The organism is Photorhabdus heterorhabditis, from assembly GCF_018448905.1.
GTDB lineage: Bacteria > Pseudomonadota > Gammaproteobacteria > Enterobacterales > Enterobacteriaceae > Photorhabdus > Photorhabdus heterorhabditis.
On the sequence record NZ_RCWA01000044.1, the window covers coordinates 1 to 19,384 of the forward strand.

Sequence of the window (19,384 nt, forward strand, 5' to 3'; positions counted from 1 at the left end):
GGGGGCAAACAAGATTCTATCAATATCCAAGCATCATCAGAAATGTCGTAACGTGCCACTATTTTGTTCCTGCATCGAAATCAATCAGATAATAATACTATTAATTGATATTAAGGGACACAGCCTAGTATTCAACATAAACTCATGTTGTGAGAAATATATTTTTTCTTCAAATTTTACACACTTAAATAAATTCTAATAATTCGATAGATAAAACAAGACAATAATAACAAGATAATAGTGTAAATAATTAATAGATATTGAAATTGATTAGACAGCAATTTCTCAATCCCCAAAAACATTATGAATATAAATTAACAATCAACAAATCATCTTTACATCCAATAACTCTTTTTTTCTTTTTAGGCGTTATTGAGTGGTATTCTTCGCTATTCGTCACAATAATTGGCGATATAATCTGGATTTTATTCTCTTGAAAAAACCCCAGATCAAAATTAACTAATACATCACCAACCCTCACTCTCTGTCCCTCTATCACTTGCAAATTAAAACCTATTCCTTGCAAACCTACGGTTTCAATACCAATATGAATTAATAATTCAATCCCCTGATCGGAGATTAAACCAACAGCATGTCCAGTTGGCGTAATCATTGAAACCTTGCCATTAAAAGGCGCTTTAACCACCCCTTCTGTAGGAATAATAGCAACACCATCACCAATAATTTTTTCAGAAAAAATGTCATCAGGTACACTTGAAAGAGGTTCAATTTTACCGGTCATCGGAGAAAGTAATGTGATTTTCTTTGTCTTTGAAAAACGAGGCTTTATTAATACCATAGAATCAACATTAGATTCTAATTTCATGAGTAATGTAAGTATAAATGCGACTAAGAAACTACTGAAAATGGCAAACAAAATAAAAAGTAAGTTGTTACTATCTTTTTGCACATAAAAAGGTAATGACACCAATCCTGGTAGACTAAAAGCAAATATTTTTATAGAAAGAATACCTACAATAGCGCCACCAACCGCCCCACCAATTAAGGCAGCATAAAAAGGTTTTTTTAATTTAAGAGTAACACCATACATCGCTGGCTCGGTGATACCTAAAAACGCAGAGAATGAGGATGAATAAGCTAATGATTTCATCTGTCTATCTTTAATTTTAATTGCAACCGCCAATGTAGCACCGGCTTGAGCAATATTACTGACGAAACTGATTGGTAATAACATAAAATCGTATCCGAGAGATTTAAAGTTAGCAAAAACACTCGGCAAAAAAGCATAATGCATCCCCGTAATCACCAGCACAGGTATAATTCCCCCCAGAAATAATCCGGTAAGGGGGCCAATTACAGAAAATAACATTACGAACACCTGTTCAATATACAAACCAATTGTATTTCCCAATGGGGCAACAATAACCAATATAATTGGTACAGAAATCAATAACACCAATAAGGGTGTCAGTACCATTTTTAATACTACAGGAATAAATCTATCTACCCATCGATGAATATAACTAAGCAACCAAACACCTAAAATAATTGGAATAACAGTATAGCCATAATGAATAATCGGAATAGAAATACCAAACACATCAAAATATTCTCCACTAGAGGTACTGACAAGGTTAGATAATGTTGGATAAATTAAAATACACGCTAATGTTGCAGCAATAAACTCATTAGTTTTAAATTTTCTTGCTGCCGAAAAAGCCACAAGAATAGGTAGGAAATACAAAGGCGCATCAAAAATAACATATAATAATTTATACTCATTACTTTCTTCTGAAATCCAACCCATCGTATTGAAAAAAATCAACCCACCTTTAAGTAAACCAGATCCTACGATTGCCGGTAATATTGGAACAAATATACCTGAAATTATATCAAGAATGTGGCTAATGACATTACTTTTTGACTCATCACAATTTCCCGAAGTTTCTTTTAATTGCTTAATTATTTCATTAAATATTTCAATAACTCTATTACCAATAATTATTTGCAACTGTCCGCTGTGAAAGCGCGCCCCCATAACCCCTTGCATTTTCTTTATAGAAGTAATCTCTACCTTACTATCATCTATAATATTAAAACGCAATCGAGTAACACAATGCCAACTCTTACTTATATTTCCTCCTCCTCCAAGAAATACAATAATGTCTCTCGCAAACTCTTCATAATTCATTTTAATCACCACCTATAATTTATTATCAAAAAAATCAAATAAATATAAATACATTAATCTCAGTCATTGCTTAAGTTAATACCTGTCTACACATCCACTTAATGATGCACTTATCATGAATCTTTTGCCTTATAACTATCATTGACCACCCGCTCTATATGAATAACCAAATAAATCAACTCATCATCAGGAACCTTCCATTGATATTTTTCCCTCAAATATCTAATTAGCTTCACCGCACAATTGTAACTTTTGAAGTATTTTTCTTCTATCAATTCTTGCAATGAAAAATCCATTTCAATAGCAGACGAGAGATCATTTTTATTTTGTCTGATTAAGAAATAGCGCAGATGAGTAATAAAACGAGAATAATTTACTGATGTTGGATCAAGATTAACATGAAAATAATAGTGAATAAGTTTAACAGTTTTATTAATTAAGTTCGTTAATTTTAATGTATCCCCCATAGTTTGCCCTTCATATTGAGCATTAACAAAATGCAAGGCAATCAATGAAGCTTCTATCGGCGGTAACGGTTGTTCAATCTGGTTATTAATATGGATAAGTGCCTGTTTACCTACTTCATACTCCAACGGGTAAAGATGCGGGATCTCCCATTGTAAGACATTACCAATCTGGTATCCTTTATTTACACGCTCAAAGGCAAAACTTAAATGTTCTGATAACGTAATGAGTAATGAATCGTTAATCGGTTTGGCAAGAAAATTTTTCCCTAATGTGATAATTTGTTCTGTTAACTCTATAACTGAAACAGGGATAGTAGAAAGGATCTGACTTATCTTATAGTGCTTTTCAACAGTAAAAACTTTTGCAACATCTTGAACATGCAACCTATCCCCTTTTTTCCTATTAAATCCGATACCCTTATCCATGAGAATCATTTCGCTATTATTCTCATCAATAGCAAGGACCACATTATTATTTATGAGTTTTATTATAGTTAACAAAAGATATACCTTACAGGATAAACCATTATCTGCACTAACCTATACCCGTTATCTTTCAAGTTGCCTCTTTGTTGGCTGCACTCACTCACCCCGGTCACAGAGTTATCTATTCTCCCTTGCCGTCGCGATACATCTTGAAATCCATTGGGTATATAGAATAGGCAAAATACATCCGTGACTTGGTTGTGCCTGATCGAGTCAGTGACACTCCTGTACACTATATTCATATAGATATTTCATCCCTCAGGCTAAGACATAATTTTTATAAAGTCAATGACACTGCAATATTCTCAATTTATCTACTGTATTTATGATAAGAATCACATTTTCGCTAAAATTAATCCTAATAACTTGCAAGAATCATAAAGAGTAACTAGTTTCTAAATATTGATTAATAGGCTTGTTACCGACTTGGTTGCGACCAATGTCGGGCAAAACCTAATCCATCATCTACGATATATCCCTATCCTAGGGCTATTGAAGATCATGGGTTAGGTTTTTTTTTGACTTTAATTCGGCCTTTCGCTGTTTTCAACTTAAAAAAGGGGAAATCTAATGAAGTACGAAAGTCTGTCTGATGAGATAGTCTGCGCAATAGGGGGGAAAGAGAATATATCGAGTCTTGTCCATTGTGCTACACGTTTACGGTTTAAACTTAAAAATAGAAACTTAGCCAATAGTGAATTACTCAAACGAACTACAGGAATTATTACCGTCGTAGAGAGCGGTGGTCAATACCAAGTGGTTATTGGCAGCCATGTAGGAGATGTTTACGATAATATCAATAATAAATATTCACAAGGTAACGCAGAAAATCCCGAGGTTAAACAAAGTGTAACGTCACAGCAAGAGATAAAAAAAGATAATTCAAAAGGCTTAAAACGTATTCTTAATGTAGCAATTGATATTATTTCCAGTATTTTCACACCACTATTAGGCGTACTAGTCGCTGCCGGATTGATTAAAGGAATACTCGCTTTATCTAGCGTATTTAACTGGATGGACCCAGAAGGTGGCACCTATAAAATTTTATTCGCTACTGGCGATGCAATGCTTTATTTCATGCCTATTCTATTAGGGTATACCGCAGGTAAACGGTTCGGTGGCAACCCTTTTATTACCATGGTTATTGGGGCAGCCTTAACCTATCCAACAATGACTGAAGCATTTAAACTGTCGCAAACGACCTCCGCTGTTCCTTTAGATTTCTTAGGCATTCCGATTACTTTCATTAATTACAGCTCAACAGTTATTCCCATTATTTTATCAGCATGGTTTAGTTGTTTTCTGGAAAAAAAACTTAATAGCTGGTTTCCTTCTTCTTTCAAAGCACTCATTACCCCTTTCCTGTGCCTATTGATTACTGTTCCGTTGACCTTCCTGATAATTGGCCCTATAGCAACGGCACTTAGTGATGGTTTGGCAACAGGATATCTCTTTTTCTATCAACTAAACCCCGTCATTGCAGGTATTTTAATGGGAGCCGTATGGCAAGTTTGCGTTATTTTCGGGCTACATTGGGGATTAATTCCTATAATTATCAATAATATGATGACACAAGGAAAAGATATGCTCTCCCCACTGCTCCAACCAGCAATATTTGGCCAGGCGGGAGCAACATTGGGCGTCTTGTTACGTACACGCGATAAGAAAATGAAAGCGCTATCAGGCACTGCTCTGATATCAAACCTCTTTGGTATTACCGAACCCGCAATCTATGGTGTAACACTGCCACTAAAACGCCCATTTATCATTGGTTGTATTGGTGGGGCACTTGGAGGCGGTATTATCGGTTTCTATTCGGGAACAGCACACATCTTTGGCGGTATGGGCGTCTTTGCATTTACCTCATTTATTTCTCCTACCGGGGAATTAGACAGCGCTTTCTGGAGCATAATATTGGGTTCGCTGGGTTCATTCATCTTCTCCTGTATTGCAACATATTTATTCGGTGTACCGTCAGAGACTAAGGGATCACAAATAATATCCCGCACAACAAATTAATTTAAACGTTGAAAGAAATAATCACATTAAGACGATATCTCGCAGGTTTAACAAATCATTAAAGAGGAAAACCATGAAAAAACAATTTCCAGAAAACTTCCTTTGGGGAGGCGCATTAGCAGCAAATCAGGTCGAAGGAGCCTATCAAATAGGTGGAAAAGGGCTATCAACCTCAGATCTGCAACCCCATGGAGTCATTGGCAGCAATATAGAGCGCAATACGGATGATTTTAATATCAAGGATATCGGCATTGATTTTTATCATCGTTATCCTGACGATATTGCCCTGTTTGCTGAAATGGGATTTAAATGCCTGAGAACGTCTATCGCCTGGACACGTATATTTCCTGAAGGAGATGAAGAAATACCGAATGAAAATGGTCTAGCTTTTTATGATCGCCTTTTTGATGAAATGAGAAAATATCATATTCAACCATTAATTACCCTCTCTCATTTTGAAATGCCTTATGGCTTAGTAAAAAAATATGGTGGTTGGGGAAATCGTAAAACAATTAAATTCTTTGAACATTATGCCAGAACTGTTTTTGAACGTTACAAATATAAAGTAAAATACTGGCTGACATTCAATGAAATTAACATGTCTCTCTTTTCCTGCTTTACCGGTACAGGGTTGCCGGAAGGCAGTAAAATTCAGGATATTTATCAAGCCCTGCATTATCAGTTAGTTGCCAGTGCCAAAGCCGTTAAAGCCTGCCACGAAATTATTCCAGATGCAAAAATTGGTAATATGGTGGCAGCAACATCTTACTACCCATTAACCTGTCATCCCGATGATGTATTAGAATCATTGAAAAAGAATAGAGAATCACTGTTCTTTTTTGATGTTCAAGCTCGTGGATATTATCCATCTTATATGACACGCCTATTTAAAGAGCAAAATATTACACTTGATATAACCGATGAAGATAAACAAGCACTAAAAGAAACTGTTGATTTCCTCTCTCTCAGTTACTACATGAGCTGTTGTGCAACTACAGATCCAAATATTGTTAAATCCTCAGGTAATATGATTAATCCGGTGAAAAACCCTCATCTAGCCAGTTCAGAGTGGGGATGGCAAATAGATCCTCAAGGACTCCGTTATCTTCTCAATACATTATATGACCGTTACCAGATGCCACTATTTATTGTAGAAAATGGTCTGGGAGCAAGAGATGTTATTCAAGATGATGGCTCTATTATTGATGATTATCGTATTCAATATCTCAACGATCATTTATTCCAAGTACGAGAAGCCATTGAAGATGGTGTCCAGATCTTGGGGTATACCTCATGGGGGCCAATAGATTTAGTCAGTGCCTCTACAGCCGAAATGTCAAAACGATACGGATTTATTTATGTCGATCGTGATGATCAAGGCAATGGAACACTGGAGCGTCGGCGTAAGAAAAGTTTTAACTGGTATAAAGATATTATAAGCAGTCACGGAAATATTCTTAAAGCACCGGGAGCAAAAAATGAAAATAGCCAATAAATTTGTTTTATCAACGCTGCCACTTATATTGCTGTATAGCAATATAAATGTGGCGGCAGAAAGTAACTGTAGCTCATATGATCCCCTTTTACCGAGAGGGCCGGAAACACCTTCGGTCGCATCTGCATGTGATACTGTATTTCCCGAATGGGGCGGTCTCAGAAAAGAAATGGCAGATCGAGGCTTTTATGCAAATTTTCAAATGCTAACAAACTTAACCTATGACCTTTCAAGAAACTGGAAAAATACACCTAATCCTAATTATGTAGGTCAACGTTTAACCACCGGTAATTTTGTTTCTACAGAACTGACCTATGATTTATCACGGATTGGTTTCAGTGATAAGGCGCAACTGCGTGTAGGTCTAAACTACGCCTATAATAACTTTAAAAATAATGGTCAAGATGGGCACCCTTTTATCTCCGCTTTCTCTATTAACCAGCCCTTGTTCAATGATAGGGTGATATTGAATTACGGCTATACAACATTGCTTTCTCATTTCTATGGCTTATTTTTAGGTAGCAGTACCGCATCATCGGCTTTGGGGCCAACCAGCGTAATGTTGTCCCAAGCTGGCTTGCCCAGTACAAAACCCAGCCCATCAATAGATATTCGATTTTTATCGAAAAATAAACGCTGGTATGACCACATTGGAGTTGCCAGAAGTCAAAGCTCGGAAGGTTTAAAAGCAGATTCAAAATACAATACTTACGGTCTGCGCTGGAAAGTTCCTAGTGCGGGTACATTGATCATTAATGAATTAGGTTATCGTGTTAATGCCGATGAAACGGAAAGTATGATCTGGATTCGTGGCGGCTCGGTGTTTAATAAAACGCCTTATTTTAACTATAACAACTCAAAATATGAAGATTATACCTATTCTCATTATATAGCGGCTACCCGCCAGATAACCAAGCCGGATGCATCGATGCCTTTCCGTGGCTGGTATATTGACGGTAAAGCCAATTACGCACCAAAGGATCGTAACTTGTTTAACGCCGATGTTTCATTATCACTGTTTAGCATTGGACTACTCAATTCACGCCCAAACGATATGCTTACTCTTGGTTTGTCATACAATAAGTTCAGTGATGATGCGAAAGATTACTTTGCCCGCAATGGTCAAGTTGCTGAAAGTTATAGTGCAACCGCTTCCGCGTCATATTCATATCGTGTTTCCAACGGAATCTATTGGACGAACAGCTTATCGTATACCCACCATCCATCAGTAACACCGAAAGAGGACGATGCTTATAATTTGCTCACACAAATTACCTTTAGCTTATGATCTTCAACCAAGGCAAAAAGTCCTCGTATGAAAACGAGGACTTTAGTCAACAATCTGAACTACATCAGAAATGCAGCTCTATTTACGTGGAAAAATTAGCTATTATTTGGTCAAATCATCAAAAAATTTCTTTACGCCATCGAAGAAGCTTTTAGAACGCGGACTATTGGTTTCACCACCAGTACCGCCTAAAGACTCACCCAATTCACGCAGTAATTCTTTCTGCCTTTCGTTCAATTTAACCGGTGTTTCTACTACTACCCGGCACAGCAAATCCCCTTGAACGCCGCCACGAACAGATTTAACGCCTTTGCCTTTCATGCGGAACATTTTACCCGTCTGGGTTTCCGCAGGTATTTTCAGTTTCACACGACCATCAAGCGTTGGTACTTCAATTTCTCCGCCCAACGCCGCCATTGCAAAGTTAACTGGCACTTCGCAATAAAGATTATTTTCTTCACGCTCAAAGATATGGTGCCGTTTCACCTGTACCTGAACGTACAAGTCACCAGCGGGTGCGCCATTACTCCCGGCTTCGCCCTCACCACTCAGACGAACACGGTCACCGGTGTCCACACCCGCCGGGATTTTGACAGACAATGTTTTATATTTTTCAACACGCCCATGACCACGACACTTATTACAAGAATCTTTAATGATCTGACCACGGCCATGACAGTGTGGACAAGGCTGCTGAACAGTAAAGAAGCCCTGACGCATATGAACCTGACCTGCGCCCTGACAGGTTGAACAGGTTACAGGACTGGTTCCTGCTTTAGCACCGCTACCATGACATACATCACAAGTTTCCAGTGTCGGGATGCGGATCTCTTTGGTCACACCACGGACCGCTTCTTCCAGCGTCAATTCCATGCTGTAACGCAAATCAGCACCACGGCTTTGGCGCTGCTGACGGCGACCACCGCCGAAGATATCACCGAAAACGTCACCAAAGATATCACTGAAATCGGCACCACCACCGAATCCACCACCACCCATACCGCCTTGTTCAAAAGCAGCATGACCATACTGGTCATAGGCAGCGCGTTTCTGATCATCCGTCAGGATCTCGTAAGCTTCTTTAACTTCTTTGAATTTGCTTTCTGCATCTTTATCGCCCTGATTACGATCGGGGTGATATTTCATTGCCAGTCGTTTATAGGCTTTTTTAATCTCTTTTTCGTCCGCTGTTTTGGAAACGCCCAAAACCTCGTAACAATCTCTCTTTGCCATCTCTTATTTTACCCTTAACATGCGCGCACGGGCGCAGAGTTCCCTCAACGCCCGTGCCGGTTAATCAGCAACAGTTGTCATAACTATCACCGCGCCCGCTAAGGGCAATTATTTTTTGTCTTTCACTTCTTCGAATTCAGCGTCTACAACGTCGTCATCTTTTTTCGCACTATCACCAGCGTCTGCTGCTGACCCCGTCTGAGCCTGCTGCTGAGCAATTTCTAACAGCTTAGCGGAAGCCTGCACCAAAGCCTGAATTTTCGCTTCGATATCAGCTTTATCTTCGCCTTTGGCGACTTTTTCCAATTCAGCAACAGCGCTTTCAATAGCTGCTTTATCTTCTGCTGGCAGTTTGTCACCTGCTTCTTCTACTTGCTTACGAGTGCCGTGAACTAGTTGATCTGCCTGGTTACGAACCTGTACCAACTCTTCAAACTTACGATCAGATTCCGCGTTAGCTTCTGCATCACGAACCATCCGTTGAATTTCTTCCTCATTCAGACCAGAAGAAGCCTTGATAGTGATCTGCTGTTCGCGGCCACTATTTTTGTCTTTAGCAGACACATGCAAAATACCATCAGCATCAATGTCAAAAGTCACTTCAATCTGAGGCATACCACGCGGAGCTGGCTGAATACCATCTAGGTTAAACTGGCCCAGAGATTTGTTATCACCGGCACGTTTACGCTCCCCCTGCAACACATGGATAGTTACCGCAGCTTGGTTATCTTCTGCTGTAGAGAACACCTGGCTGTGTTTGGTTGGGATTGTGGTATTTTTCGCAATGAGGGCTGTCATCACGCCACCCATAGTTTCGATACCCAGAGACAGAGGCGTTACATCCAGCAACAACACGTCTTTCACATCACCAGACAGAACACCACCCTGTACTGCTGCACCCATGGCTACCGCTTCGTCAGGGTTCACGTCTTTACGTGGCTCTTTACCGAAGAAATCAGCGACCACTTTCTGGACCATTGGCATACGGGTTTGACCACCCACCAAAATCACATCGTTCACATCAGAAACTGACAAACCCGCATCTTGCAATGCAACCCTCACAGGCTCCATAGAGCGTTTGACCAGATCTTCTACCAGTGACTCCAGTTTCGCTCGGGTCACTTTGATGTTCATGTGCTTAGGACCAGTCGCATCCGCCGTGATGTACGGCAGGTTAACATCAGTCTGCTGTGCAGAAGAGAGCTCGATTTTCGCTTTTTCTGCTGCTTCTTTCAGACGCTGCATTGCCAGCGGGTCATTACGCAGATCAATGCCTTGATCTTTCTTAAATTCGTCAACCAGATAGTTGATCATACGGCTATCGAAGTCTTCACCACCCAAGTGAGTATCACCGTTGGTTGCAAGAACTTCATAGGTTTTTTCGCCGTCAACTTCATCAATCTCGATAATAGAAATATCGAAAGTACCACCGCCAAGGTCATAAACTGCAATGGTGCGGTTACCAACTTCTCTGTCCAAGCCATAAGCCAGTGCAGCGGCGGTTGGTTCGTTGATAATACGTTTTACTTCCAGACCAGCGATACGACCGGCATCTTTTGTTGCCTGACGCTGAGCATCGTTAAAATATGCAGGTACAGTGATTACCGCTTCAGTTACTGGCTCACCCAGATAATCTTCAGCTGTTTTCTTCATTTTTTTCAGAACTTCAGCAGAAACCTGAGGAGGAGCCATTTTCTGGTCTTTCACTTCCAACCATGCGTCACCGTTATCTGCCGCAATGATTTTGTATGGCATGATAGCTACATCGCGTTGTGCTTCATCGTCCTGAAAACGACGACCAATCAGACGCTTAATAGCAAACAGCGTATTTTGCGGGTTAGTAACAGCCTGACGTTTAGCCGGTTGACCAACCAGAGTTTCACCATCCTGGGTATATGCAATGATGGAAGGAGTTGTACGATCACCTTCGCTGTTTTCTAATACACGAGCTGTCGTGCCATCCATAATAGCTACACAAGAGTTGGTAGTTCCCAGGTCGATACCAATAATTTTACCCATCTAAACGCCTCCACAAGAAATTCGTAATTAGTCAAGTTGCTAATCAATATGAGGATAAGTATCTGCTTTTCAATGGCACCTATTTTTATGCCTTTATGCGATTCCTCACCTTTGCTTATATACATCAGCTGTATAAGACAGCGGTTAGCAACTGCGGTTGATTATAAGATGGGGCCGTTAAAACCAGCATCAAGGGGGGGAGTGAAAAAAAACCTTTTTATTATTTCACAGGTCATTGTTTCCTTGCTGACAGATCATTATGATTCGCCACCTTTGCTATTTATTACTTTTATACCCAGTAGATTTCAATTTGCAGCACGGTGGCAAGTGAACGCATTCTCAGGCGCATAGATAACGATGTGACTGGGGTAAATGAAAGCAGCCAACAAAGCAGCGACTTGAAGGATGAAGGGTATACGATTTTCTTTCAGAGGACTTATGAGCACTAATCAGTTGGCAAATCCCGGCCCTTTAGGTTTGATGGGATTCGGCATGACAACCATTCTGCTTAATCTGCATAACGCAGGTTTCTTCCCACTGGCATCAGTTATCCTGAGTATGGGTATTTTTTATGGCGGCCTAGCTCAAGTCATTGCGGGGCTTTTCGAATATAAGAAAGGCAATACTTTCGCCGCTACCGCTTTCACCTCCTATGGACTGTTTTGGCTCAGTCTGGTCGGGTTGTTATTCCTACCCAAAATGGGACTGGCAGAAGTCACCAGCAGTCAGTATTTAGCGGTATATCTTGGCCTGTGGGGTATTTTTACTCTGTTTATGTTCTTTGGCACTTTTAAAACTAACCGCGTGCTACAATTTATCTTCGGCGGCCTAACGCTGCTATTTGCTATGTTAGCTATCGGAAACTTTACCGGAAATACCGCTCTGCTAACCATTGCCGGTTATGAAGGGATAATTTGTGGTGCCAGTGCATTTTATCTGGCAATGGCAGAAGTGCTGAATGAGCAATATGGCCGTACTGTCCTACCAATTGGCGAAATAAAACCGTCATAAACCAAGTTTTTACCTTGCACGCCATAACCTATAACTCATCAAGGGCCGTTGCCCTGATATTATGGGTTATTTTTAGCCTGTTATGGGGTGTCAGCCCCAATAACAGGCAATCAATCTTTGTGGATTTATTTTCAGTGCTAGTCTTGATAGATGTCAGATTAAGCTCGATTTTTTGATTATTTCTACAGTTAGCTCATTGCTCAGCGACGAGCACTCTTCGGTCTAAAAGCAGCAACTACCTTGTCATCGGTTTCAACATACGGGCCATCCAGCAGTTGGATACAATACGGCACGCTGGCAAAAATGCCGGGTACCAGAACTTCACCATGTTCGCCTTTCAAGCCTTCCAGCGTTTCTGCTATTGCTTTTGGTTGCCCTGGTAGGTTCAGGATAAGAGCCTGCTTGCGGATCACGCCAACCTGACGGGACAAAATTGCTGTTGGAACGAATTTTAAGCTAATTTGGCGCATCTGTTCGCCATAACCCGGCATTTCACGGTCTGCAACCGCCAATGTGGCATCAGGAGTCACATCCCGACGAGCTGGGCCAGTTCCACCAGTAGTTAGAACTAAATGACAACCGATTTCATCCACCAATTCACACAGGGTTTGTTCAATAATGATCTGCTCATCAGGGATTAAACGAGTTTCTACATGGAAAGGTGTCGTAATAGCACTTTTCAACCACTCTTCCAGCGCTGGAATCCCTTTGTCCTGATAAACACCGCTTGATGCACGATCAGAGACAGATACCAGACCAATGCGCAACTCATTCATATAAACCTCAATCAACACAATTAACTAATAGCAAAAAGGCGGCTAATTATGCCGCCTTTAAAACTAAAAGAATAGTTTATGACCTATCATTACAGCAGATCAGCGATCATCTTCTCAAGTTTGCCCTGATCTACAGCAAATTTACGGATACCATCCGCCAGTTTTTCTGTTGCCATTGCATCTTGATGGTGTTCCCAATAGAACTGAGCTTCATTCAGTGGCTCTGGACGCGCTTTAACGTCACCGGTATAACCCAATTTACATTCAATCTCACCCTGAGCTTCAGATAATTCTTTCAACAGCGCAGGGGCGATAGTCAAACGGTCACAACCAGCCAATTCCAGGATCTCACCGGAATTACGGAAACTTGCTCCCATAACAACGGTGTCATAGCCATGTTGTTTATAATATTGGTAGATTTCGGTCACAGAAATAACGCCAGGATCTTCGTGTGGAGCGAATTCTTTTTTATCGCTGTTCGCTTTATACCAGTCAAGGATACGACCAACGAATGGCGAAATCAGGTAAACTCCCGCTTCAGCACAAGCACGCGCCTGAGCAAAGGAAAACAACAGAGTCAGGTTACAGTTAATACCTTGTTTTTCTAACTGCTCAGCCGCACGGATACCCTGCCAGGTTGAAGCCAGTTTAATCAGAATACGATCATTGCTGATACCCGCTTCGTTATACAGCTTTATCAGGCGCTTAGCTTTAGCGACACTGGCTTCGGTGTCATAAGATAGACGAGCATCTACTTCAGTAGAGATACGGCCTGGGATCAATTTCAGAATTTCCAAACCAATATTCACCGCCAGTTTATCGCTGGCATCTACAATCTGCTGCTCACGGGAGTTACTCTGTTCGCGCGCCCACGCAATTGCTTCATCAATTAGTTTACGGTATTCAGGGATCTGTGCAGCGTTAAGGATCAGAGATGGGTTAGTTGTCGCATCTTGTGGCTGATAAAGTTTCATCGCCGCAATATCCCCGGTATCTGCTACTACTGTTGTCAGTTTACGCAGGGAGGTTAGTTTATCGGTCATTTTGTCATATCTCATCGTTATGCGTGAAATTGTGGCATTGTGGCTGCGCCATCCATTGATAATAACACGGTAAGATCTTGCTGCAAGGCGGTAAAACGATCACTCACACCGGTCACAGAGTTATACTATGCTCCCGGGGATTAGAAGATAAATTTTTTCACAAAAAATTACTTTAATGTGAGTTTATTCTCAACGTCGGCACTTATTTTCTTTGCAACAAAAACTGAGCTCAAAGAACACATTGCAAAAAAGAGAAATAAAATACTACTTCCTAGCAAAGGGATTAACCCTATTATGATAATACCAAAGGCTGACTGGTAACTTCTTGAAATTGCATCCGAAGACGATATTATTCTAGCAAAATATTTTTCTGGGGTCAGCTCTTGCCCTGATGTATAGAGAGATATCCTTAAAAAAGAGAGTCCGATAAAAATAAGCATAGTTCCCAAAGTATAAAATAACAGGACACTTTTTGACAAAGGCATAGCCCAAAGAATACTCCCAACTGCAATCAATAGAGAACCAAGAAAGAAAGATTTTTTTAATTTACTTATATTGAAATAGTAGCTAGAAAAATAAGATCCAAATAACATCGAAACAGAAGCTAAAAAGGAAAAATAAGCAATTAAATCAGAAAAAGAAAACGAATATAATTCACTAAATAAAGAGACAATTGTTGCATAGTGAGAAGTCATTATATAGGTTGAAATCACTTGGTATGACACCATTGCAGTTAAAATACTTATCCTGAATAATAATATATTTCTCTGAGTATTATTCTTGATAATATATTCTAAACCACCATATTTCATAGAAATATCTTTTTCCTTTATTTTAGTTCCCCAATCACTGATAAAAAATAAAAATATAATTGATAACATAAAGCACATTGATTCAATAAAAAATAAAGATCGTATTGAAATCATATTTATCAAAAAACCTGCTATCAACGGAGAGGATATAGAGAGCAACCCATAATAGAATTGTTGCTTTGATATAAAAGCAACTCTTTCTTCTGAGCTGACAAATACTTGGTACGCCACTGACCTTATCGATATATTTAAACCTGAAAAAAATGACAGCAGGAAAGATATGAAAAATAATAAATACATATTATTGACAAATACAGCAAGAAATATTGTTACTGCCCGGAAGAAATCCGAAGAAATACAAATAGCCCGCATACTCAACCGAGCAGTTAGCCCGCCAATAACTACAAAAACTAATATACTCGCTGTTAACCTTAAAGATACCATTAAAGACGTATCTATCTCCGACTTGGTAATTGAATATACAAGTGAAAGAAGCGCTATTTCACTTATTCCTGTACCAAAGATAGATATTATATCAGAGGATAATAGCTTGTTTTTATTCTCCATATCTTATCCCATTTATATTTTATTTATCCAATCGATTTCATTAATGGTATTTCCCCGATTTCAATCAAATAAGAACAATGATTACAAACATGCCTAAATTTCCTATTATCAAAATCATCACCGTAAGCATGTGTATATGTAATTCCACAATTATCACATACATCATATTTAGGATTTTCTACATTATAATTTTTATATAATCGCTCAAGTGACTCAAAAAAATTGAATCCCAACCCTGGCCAAACACCCGATAATAAATCAGCTATAAAATAATTTATATCCCTATTATGATCTCCTCTATCATAGTCTGTAGGCGATCCCTGTTTCGAATGGTGTTCAGGAGCCACAATTTTAAGATATAATGTCAATTCTTTTTTAGTTATTGTCCATAATGGTGATACATGCGTAAACTCTCCCCACGTTTTCAATGGAGCCGACTCACCTAATAAGATTCCCAAAGTATATGTTCTAAATATACTGGTAAATAAATCTTCAAAATGGTAACCAAACGATAAATTAAAAACTCCCTTTTCTCTTGCAAATCTTTCAACACAAGCTCTCATAATGGTATGCCACAAAGTAATTGAACGCCCACGTCCACTTGTTACAAGCACTTTTTCAATAACGTTTTCAAAACCATTTGTAAAATGCATCGTTTCATTAACATAAGAAAGTGGTAATATTGTATAGTCTCTTACACCCAAATTTGCGATAGCCTCAGCAGCCACTTTAACATCTGCGCCTGATGCTGCCGTATCAGCAACAGTAACTCCAATTAACTCATGCTTTGGCAATTTATCCACATTTCTTCTCAAAAGATATAATAATGCCAGACTATCTCTACCTCCAGATAAGGCAAGTACAATTTTATCATTTTCCTTAATCAAAGACTTAGTAAGAATCCCTTGAACAAACATGTCATCAATATATTTTACAAAACTATCCTCATTAAATTGTGTTTGTTTTAGATCGCAAATACCATTCTCTTTAAACCAGAGTATTCTCTTAGTATAAATTGAATCTGTATTTTCCTGTGTTACCTCAACGCCATCATCTTCCCATAAACGTAAAGTTCTGCAATATTCTGGGAGTTGATATGCCCTTACCATATCCAAAACTATTTTATCGCTTTCTTTTACTACATAGCTTTGATCATCTGTTATTTTATCATTCACATAGCAAAGTATAGAGTCTTGGGGTATGTAATTCTCCTTCAGGAATCTTCTCAACGGGATCCCAGACTTTGCAGAAAGCACATGAATTTTATCTAACCTATCTTTAAGCAACACGGTATGTTTTTTCATAATAATCTCTTACAAGAAAGAGCCTGTTGTTAGATACAACAGGCTTCTATTTTAAATATGGGCGATACTCTCACCGACACTCATGAGCAAGTCAGCATCACGTTTAATACGTCCAATAATCATTTGATTGATTTCTTCGAAACCAATTTCATCCTGCGAAACACTAAATAACCTTATAGGTTCAGCTTTACGAGTAAATATAGGCTGAAATAGCTTTTGAGCTGTTGATTGCATCTCTATTCCTCCAATTTTATAAAAAACAAATTTGCAAGAAGTGCTCTCACCTTTAGAATAACTACACTATTACAGCTCAAGAAAAATAGATCAAATTCACAAAAATTAATATTTTAATAAGTCTAAAAACTTTATTTAAAATAATATATAAAATTAAATTAAAATATAACTTTATAAATTATTTAAATATTTTTAACGTTAATAGCAGTATCGATCAATAAAATGGAATGCAAAATTATCAGCTTGTTACCCTACAGATATCACGCACCCAGTTTCCGCTATCGTCGTGATTAATTCTTTATTACTCTATCTTCTGTTAAAGTATCCTCATCTGAACAACCGGGACGATATTATGCTTATTACTATTTCACCTGCAAAAACCCTTGATTATGAAAGCACGCTTGCCGCGGAAGAATATAGCCAACCAGAATTACTCGACCAATCAAAGCAGTTAATCAGTATTTGTCGCGAATTGACGCCCGCCCAAATTGCGAGTTTGATGGGTATCAGCGATAAACTTGCCGGCTTGAATGCCGCTCGTTTTGGCGAATGGCATGCTGATTTCACGCCAGAAAATGCCCGTCAAGCCATCCTGGCATTTAAAGGTGATGTGTATACCGGTATGCAAGCTGAAAGTTTTTCCGACAAGGATTTTGATTTTGCTCAGGATCATCTGCGTATCCTGTCTGGCCTTTATGGCGTGCTTCGTCCTTTAGATCTGATGCAACCTTACCGGTTGGAAATGGGGATCAAGCTGGAGAATCAACGTGGCAGAGATCTTTATTCTTTCTGGGGAGAGCTGATCACAGAAAAACTTAATGAAGCCCTGGATCAGCAAGGCGATAATGTCTTGGTTAATCTGGCTTCCGATGAATATTTCAAATCCGTTAATACAAAAAAATTAGCCGGTAAGATTATTAAACCTGTATTCCTTGATGAGAAAAACGGTAAGTATAAGATTATCAGCTTCTATGCGAAAAAAGCCCGTGGGCTGATGAGCCGGTTTATTATTCAGAATCAATTAACACAAATTGACCGTCTGGTGGAATTCAATCTGGATGGCTATGCTTTTGATGAATCGCTATCCAAAGGGAATGAGCTGGTATTTAAACGCCCTGAACAACATTAAGATCTTATTATCAATAATAAACGCCGCATGATTTATGCGGCGCCCACTCTCACCATTATTCAGGTGCTCTTTCCATCAGGAAAGTACGCAATTTAGCAAAATCTGCCAGTAAGTAATGAGATAACAATGTCAAATTAGCTCGTTCTGCCAGAGCTTCAGGCAGTGGTAATTCCTCACCCAGAATCTGCTCCACACTCTCTTTAAATTTCGCCGGATGAGCTGTACCGAGAAATAATCCGTATTCATCTTCCTGTAATTGATCACGCAAAACTCGGTAAGCAACGGCTGCATGAGGCTCAGAGATATAACCCAGTTTAGCCAATTCCTTGATGGTCCCTTTAGTGACTTCATCACTGACTATGCCATACCCCAATTCACTTAATTTCCAGGAGCGACGACAAAATAGTTCTTCAATACGCGGCCAGTTGTTTGGCTGACTCACATCCATTGCGTTGGAAAGCGTAGCAACCGTCTGATGAGGAAGCCATTTTCCATCCGCCAGATAACGTGGAACTGTGTCGTTAACATTAGTCGCTGCGATAAAACGTTTTACCGGCAATCCCATTGATTTTGCCAATAAACCGGCAGTTAAATCACCAAAATTCCCACTGGGTACAGAAATAACTAATTTTTTACGCTTATCTTCCGGTACCTGAGCCACCGCCTCAAAGTAATAGCAAATTTGTGCCAGCAAGCGACTAATGTTAATTGAGTTAGCTGAATTGAGATACAGAGCCTGTTTCAACTCTTGATCATCAAACGCCTGTTTAACCAGCGCCTGGCAATCATCGAAATCGCCATCAATTGCAACTGTGTGAATGTTACCGCCCAATGTACAGAAGAGTTTTTCCTGTAACGGGCTAATTTTACCCTGCGGATAGAGAATAACCACCTGTACATTATTCAATCCATAGAAAGCATGCGCTACTGCTGCACCAGTATCGCCAGATGTCGCGGTTAAAATAGTCACAGGCTGTTCACCCGCAACCTGTGCCAGTATTTGTGCCATAAAACGGCCACCAAAATCTTTGAATGCCAGAGTCGGGCCGTGGAATAATTCCAGCGTTGCAATATCATCTGTCACTTTTGCAACAGGTGCTGGAAAAGTAAAAGCATTCTCAATTCGTGCCGCCAGTTGTTCTGGCGGAATTTCATCACCAATAAACGCTGAAAGAATGCGACCACTGCGGGTAACAAAATCCAGTTTCAACAGTTGGTCAATTTCTTCACGACTGAATTCAGGTAAATCTTGCGGGAAGAAAAGTCCTTGCTGTTTACCTAACCCCTGTTTTACTGCCTGCGCAAAACTCACCTGCTCGCTGTTGTCTTTTAAGTTATACAGTTTCATC

15 protein-coding genes are annotated in these 19,384 nt (G+C 39.5%); 5 read left to right on the forward strand and 10 right to left on the reverse strand.

The features are described 5' to 3' along the window. Window positions 1–301: 301 nt before the first annotated feature. Both EAE89_RS19460 and EAE89_RS19465 read right to left on the reverse strand, forming a co-directional pair. A complete protein-coding gene (locus tag EAE89_RS19460) occupies window positions 302–2,152 on the reverse strand; it encodes a beta-glucoside-specific PTS transporter subunit IIABC (protein ID WP_214086443.1) in 1,851 nt (616 codons plus the stop codon). Window positions 2,153–2,265: 113 nt separating this feature from the next. Next, window positions 2,266–3,120, reverse strand: coding sequence for a PRD domain-containing protein (locus EAE89_RS19465; RefSeq protein ID WP_054477366.1), 855 nt, complete (start codon window positions 3,118–3,120; stop codon window positions 2,266–2,268). A gap of 555 nt (window positions 3,121–3,675) precedes the next feature. On the opposite strand from EAE89_RS19465, the gene EAE89_RS19470 reads away from it, so the two are divergent. The 3 genes from EAE89_RS19470 to EAE89_RS19480 all read left to right on the forward strand — a co-directional run bounded on the left by EAE89_RS19470 (window position 3,676) and on the right by EAE89_RS19480 (window position 7,907). Further along, complete coding sequence (locus EAE89_RS19470) at window positions 3,676–5,124, forward strand: PTS transporter subunit EIIC (protein ID WP_214086444.1); 1,449 nt, start codon at window positions 3,676–3,678, stop codon at window positions 5,122–5,124. 73 nt (window positions 5,125–5,197) lie between these two features. Further along, window positions 5,198–6,619, forward strand: a complete 1,422-nt coding sequence (locus tag EAE89_RS19475; RefSeq protein WP_054477363.1) for a glycoside hydrolase family 1 protein — start codon at window positions 5,198–5,200, stop codon at window positions 6,617–6,619. Next, window positions 6,603–7,907 carry a carbohydrate porin gene (locus tag EAE89_RS19480; protein ID WP_083451889.1) on the forward strand — a complete coding sequence of 435 codons (1,305 nt, stop codon included), beginning with the start codon at window positions 6,603–6,605 and terminating at the stop codon, window positions 7,905–7,907. Before EAE89_RS19475 ends, EAE89_RS19480 begins: the two co-directional genes overlap by 17 nt. Before the next feature lie 102 nt (window positions 7,908–8,009). Here EAE89_RS19480 and dnaJ read toward each other — a convergent pair whose 3' ends face one another. Then, window positions 8,010–9,140, reverse strand: a complete 1,131-nt coding sequence (gene dnaJ, locus EAE89_RS19485) for a molecular chaperone DnaJ (RefSeq protein WP_149616085.1) — start codon at window positions 9,138–9,140, stop codon at window positions 8,010–8,012. A 108-nt stretch (window positions 9,141–9,248) separates the two neighbouring features. Continuing rightward, entirely contained in the window at window positions 9,249–11,159 is a 1,911-nt protein-coding gene (gene dnaK, locus EAE89_RS19490) for a molecular chaperone DnaK (RefSeq protein WP_214086445.1), read from the reverse strand. A gap of 438 nt (window positions 11,160–11,597) precedes the next feature. Here dnaK and satP point away from each other — a divergent pair, with 438 nt between their 5' ends. Further along, window positions 11,598–12,170: an acetate uptake transporter gene (gene satP / locus EAE89_RS19495; protein WP_054477359.1), complete on the forward strand. Its 573-nt coding sequence runs from the start codon at window positions 11,598–11,600 to the stop codon at window positions 12,168–12,170. 200 nt (window positions 12,171–12,370) lie between these two features. Here satP and mog read toward each other — a convergent pair whose 3' ends face one another. The 5 genes from mog to EAE89_RS19520 all read right to left on the reverse strand — a co-directional run bounded on the left by mog (window position 12,371) and on the right by EAE89_RS19520 (window position 16,906). Next, window positions 12,371–12,946 (reverse strand): molybdopterin adenylyltransferase, encoded by a 576-nt coding sequence (gene mog / locus EAE89_RS19500; RefSeq protein ID WP_054477403.1) that lies wholly within the window; start codon window positions 12,944–12,946, stop codon window positions 12,371–12,373. A gap of 89 nt (window positions 12,947–13,035) precedes the next feature. Further along, on the reverse strand, window positions 13,036–13,989 hold the full coding sequence (gene tal / locus EAE89_RS19505) for a transaldolase (protein WP_054477357.1): 954 nt from the start codon (window positions 13,987–13,989) through the stop codon (window positions 13,036–13,038). A gap of 167 nt (window positions 13,990–14,156) precedes the next feature. Next, window positions 14,157–15,368: an MFS transporter gene (locus EAE89_RS19510; protein ID WP_214086446.1), complete on the reverse strand. Its 1,212-nt coding sequence runs from the start codon at window positions 15,366–15,368 to the stop codon at window positions 14,157–14,159. 23 nt (window positions 15,369–15,391) lie between these two features. Next, a complete protein-coding gene (locus EAE89_RS19515) occupies window positions 15,392–16,672 on the reverse strand; it encodes a tRNA lysidine(34) synthetase (RefSeq protein WP_054477354.1) in 1,281 nt (426 codons plus the stop codon). A 51-nt stretch (window positions 16,673–16,723) separates the two neighbouring features. Next, on the reverse strand, window positions 16,724–16,906 hold the full coding sequence (locus tag EAE89_RS19520; protein WP_054477352.1) for a hypothetical protein: 183 nt from the start codon (window positions 16,904–16,906) through the stop codon (window positions 16,724–16,726). 352 nt (window positions 16,907–17,258) lie between these two features. Here EAE89_RS19520 and yaaA point away from each other — a divergent pair, with 352 nt between their 5' ends. Beyond that, a complete protein-coding gene (gene yaaA / locus EAE89_RS19525) occupies window positions 17,259–18,035 on the forward strand; it encodes a peroxide stress protein YaaA (protein WP_214086447.1) in 777 nt (258 codons plus the stop codon). A 55-nt stretch (window positions 18,036–18,090) separates the two neighbouring features. Here the strand turns inward: yaaA and thrC are convergent, their stop codons facing one another. After that, entirely contained in the window at window positions 18,091–19,383 is a 1,293-nt protein-coding gene (gene thrC / locus EAE89_RS19530) for a threonine synthase (RefSeq protein ID WP_214086448.1), read from the reverse strand. Window position 19,384: the final 1 nt, after the last annotated feature.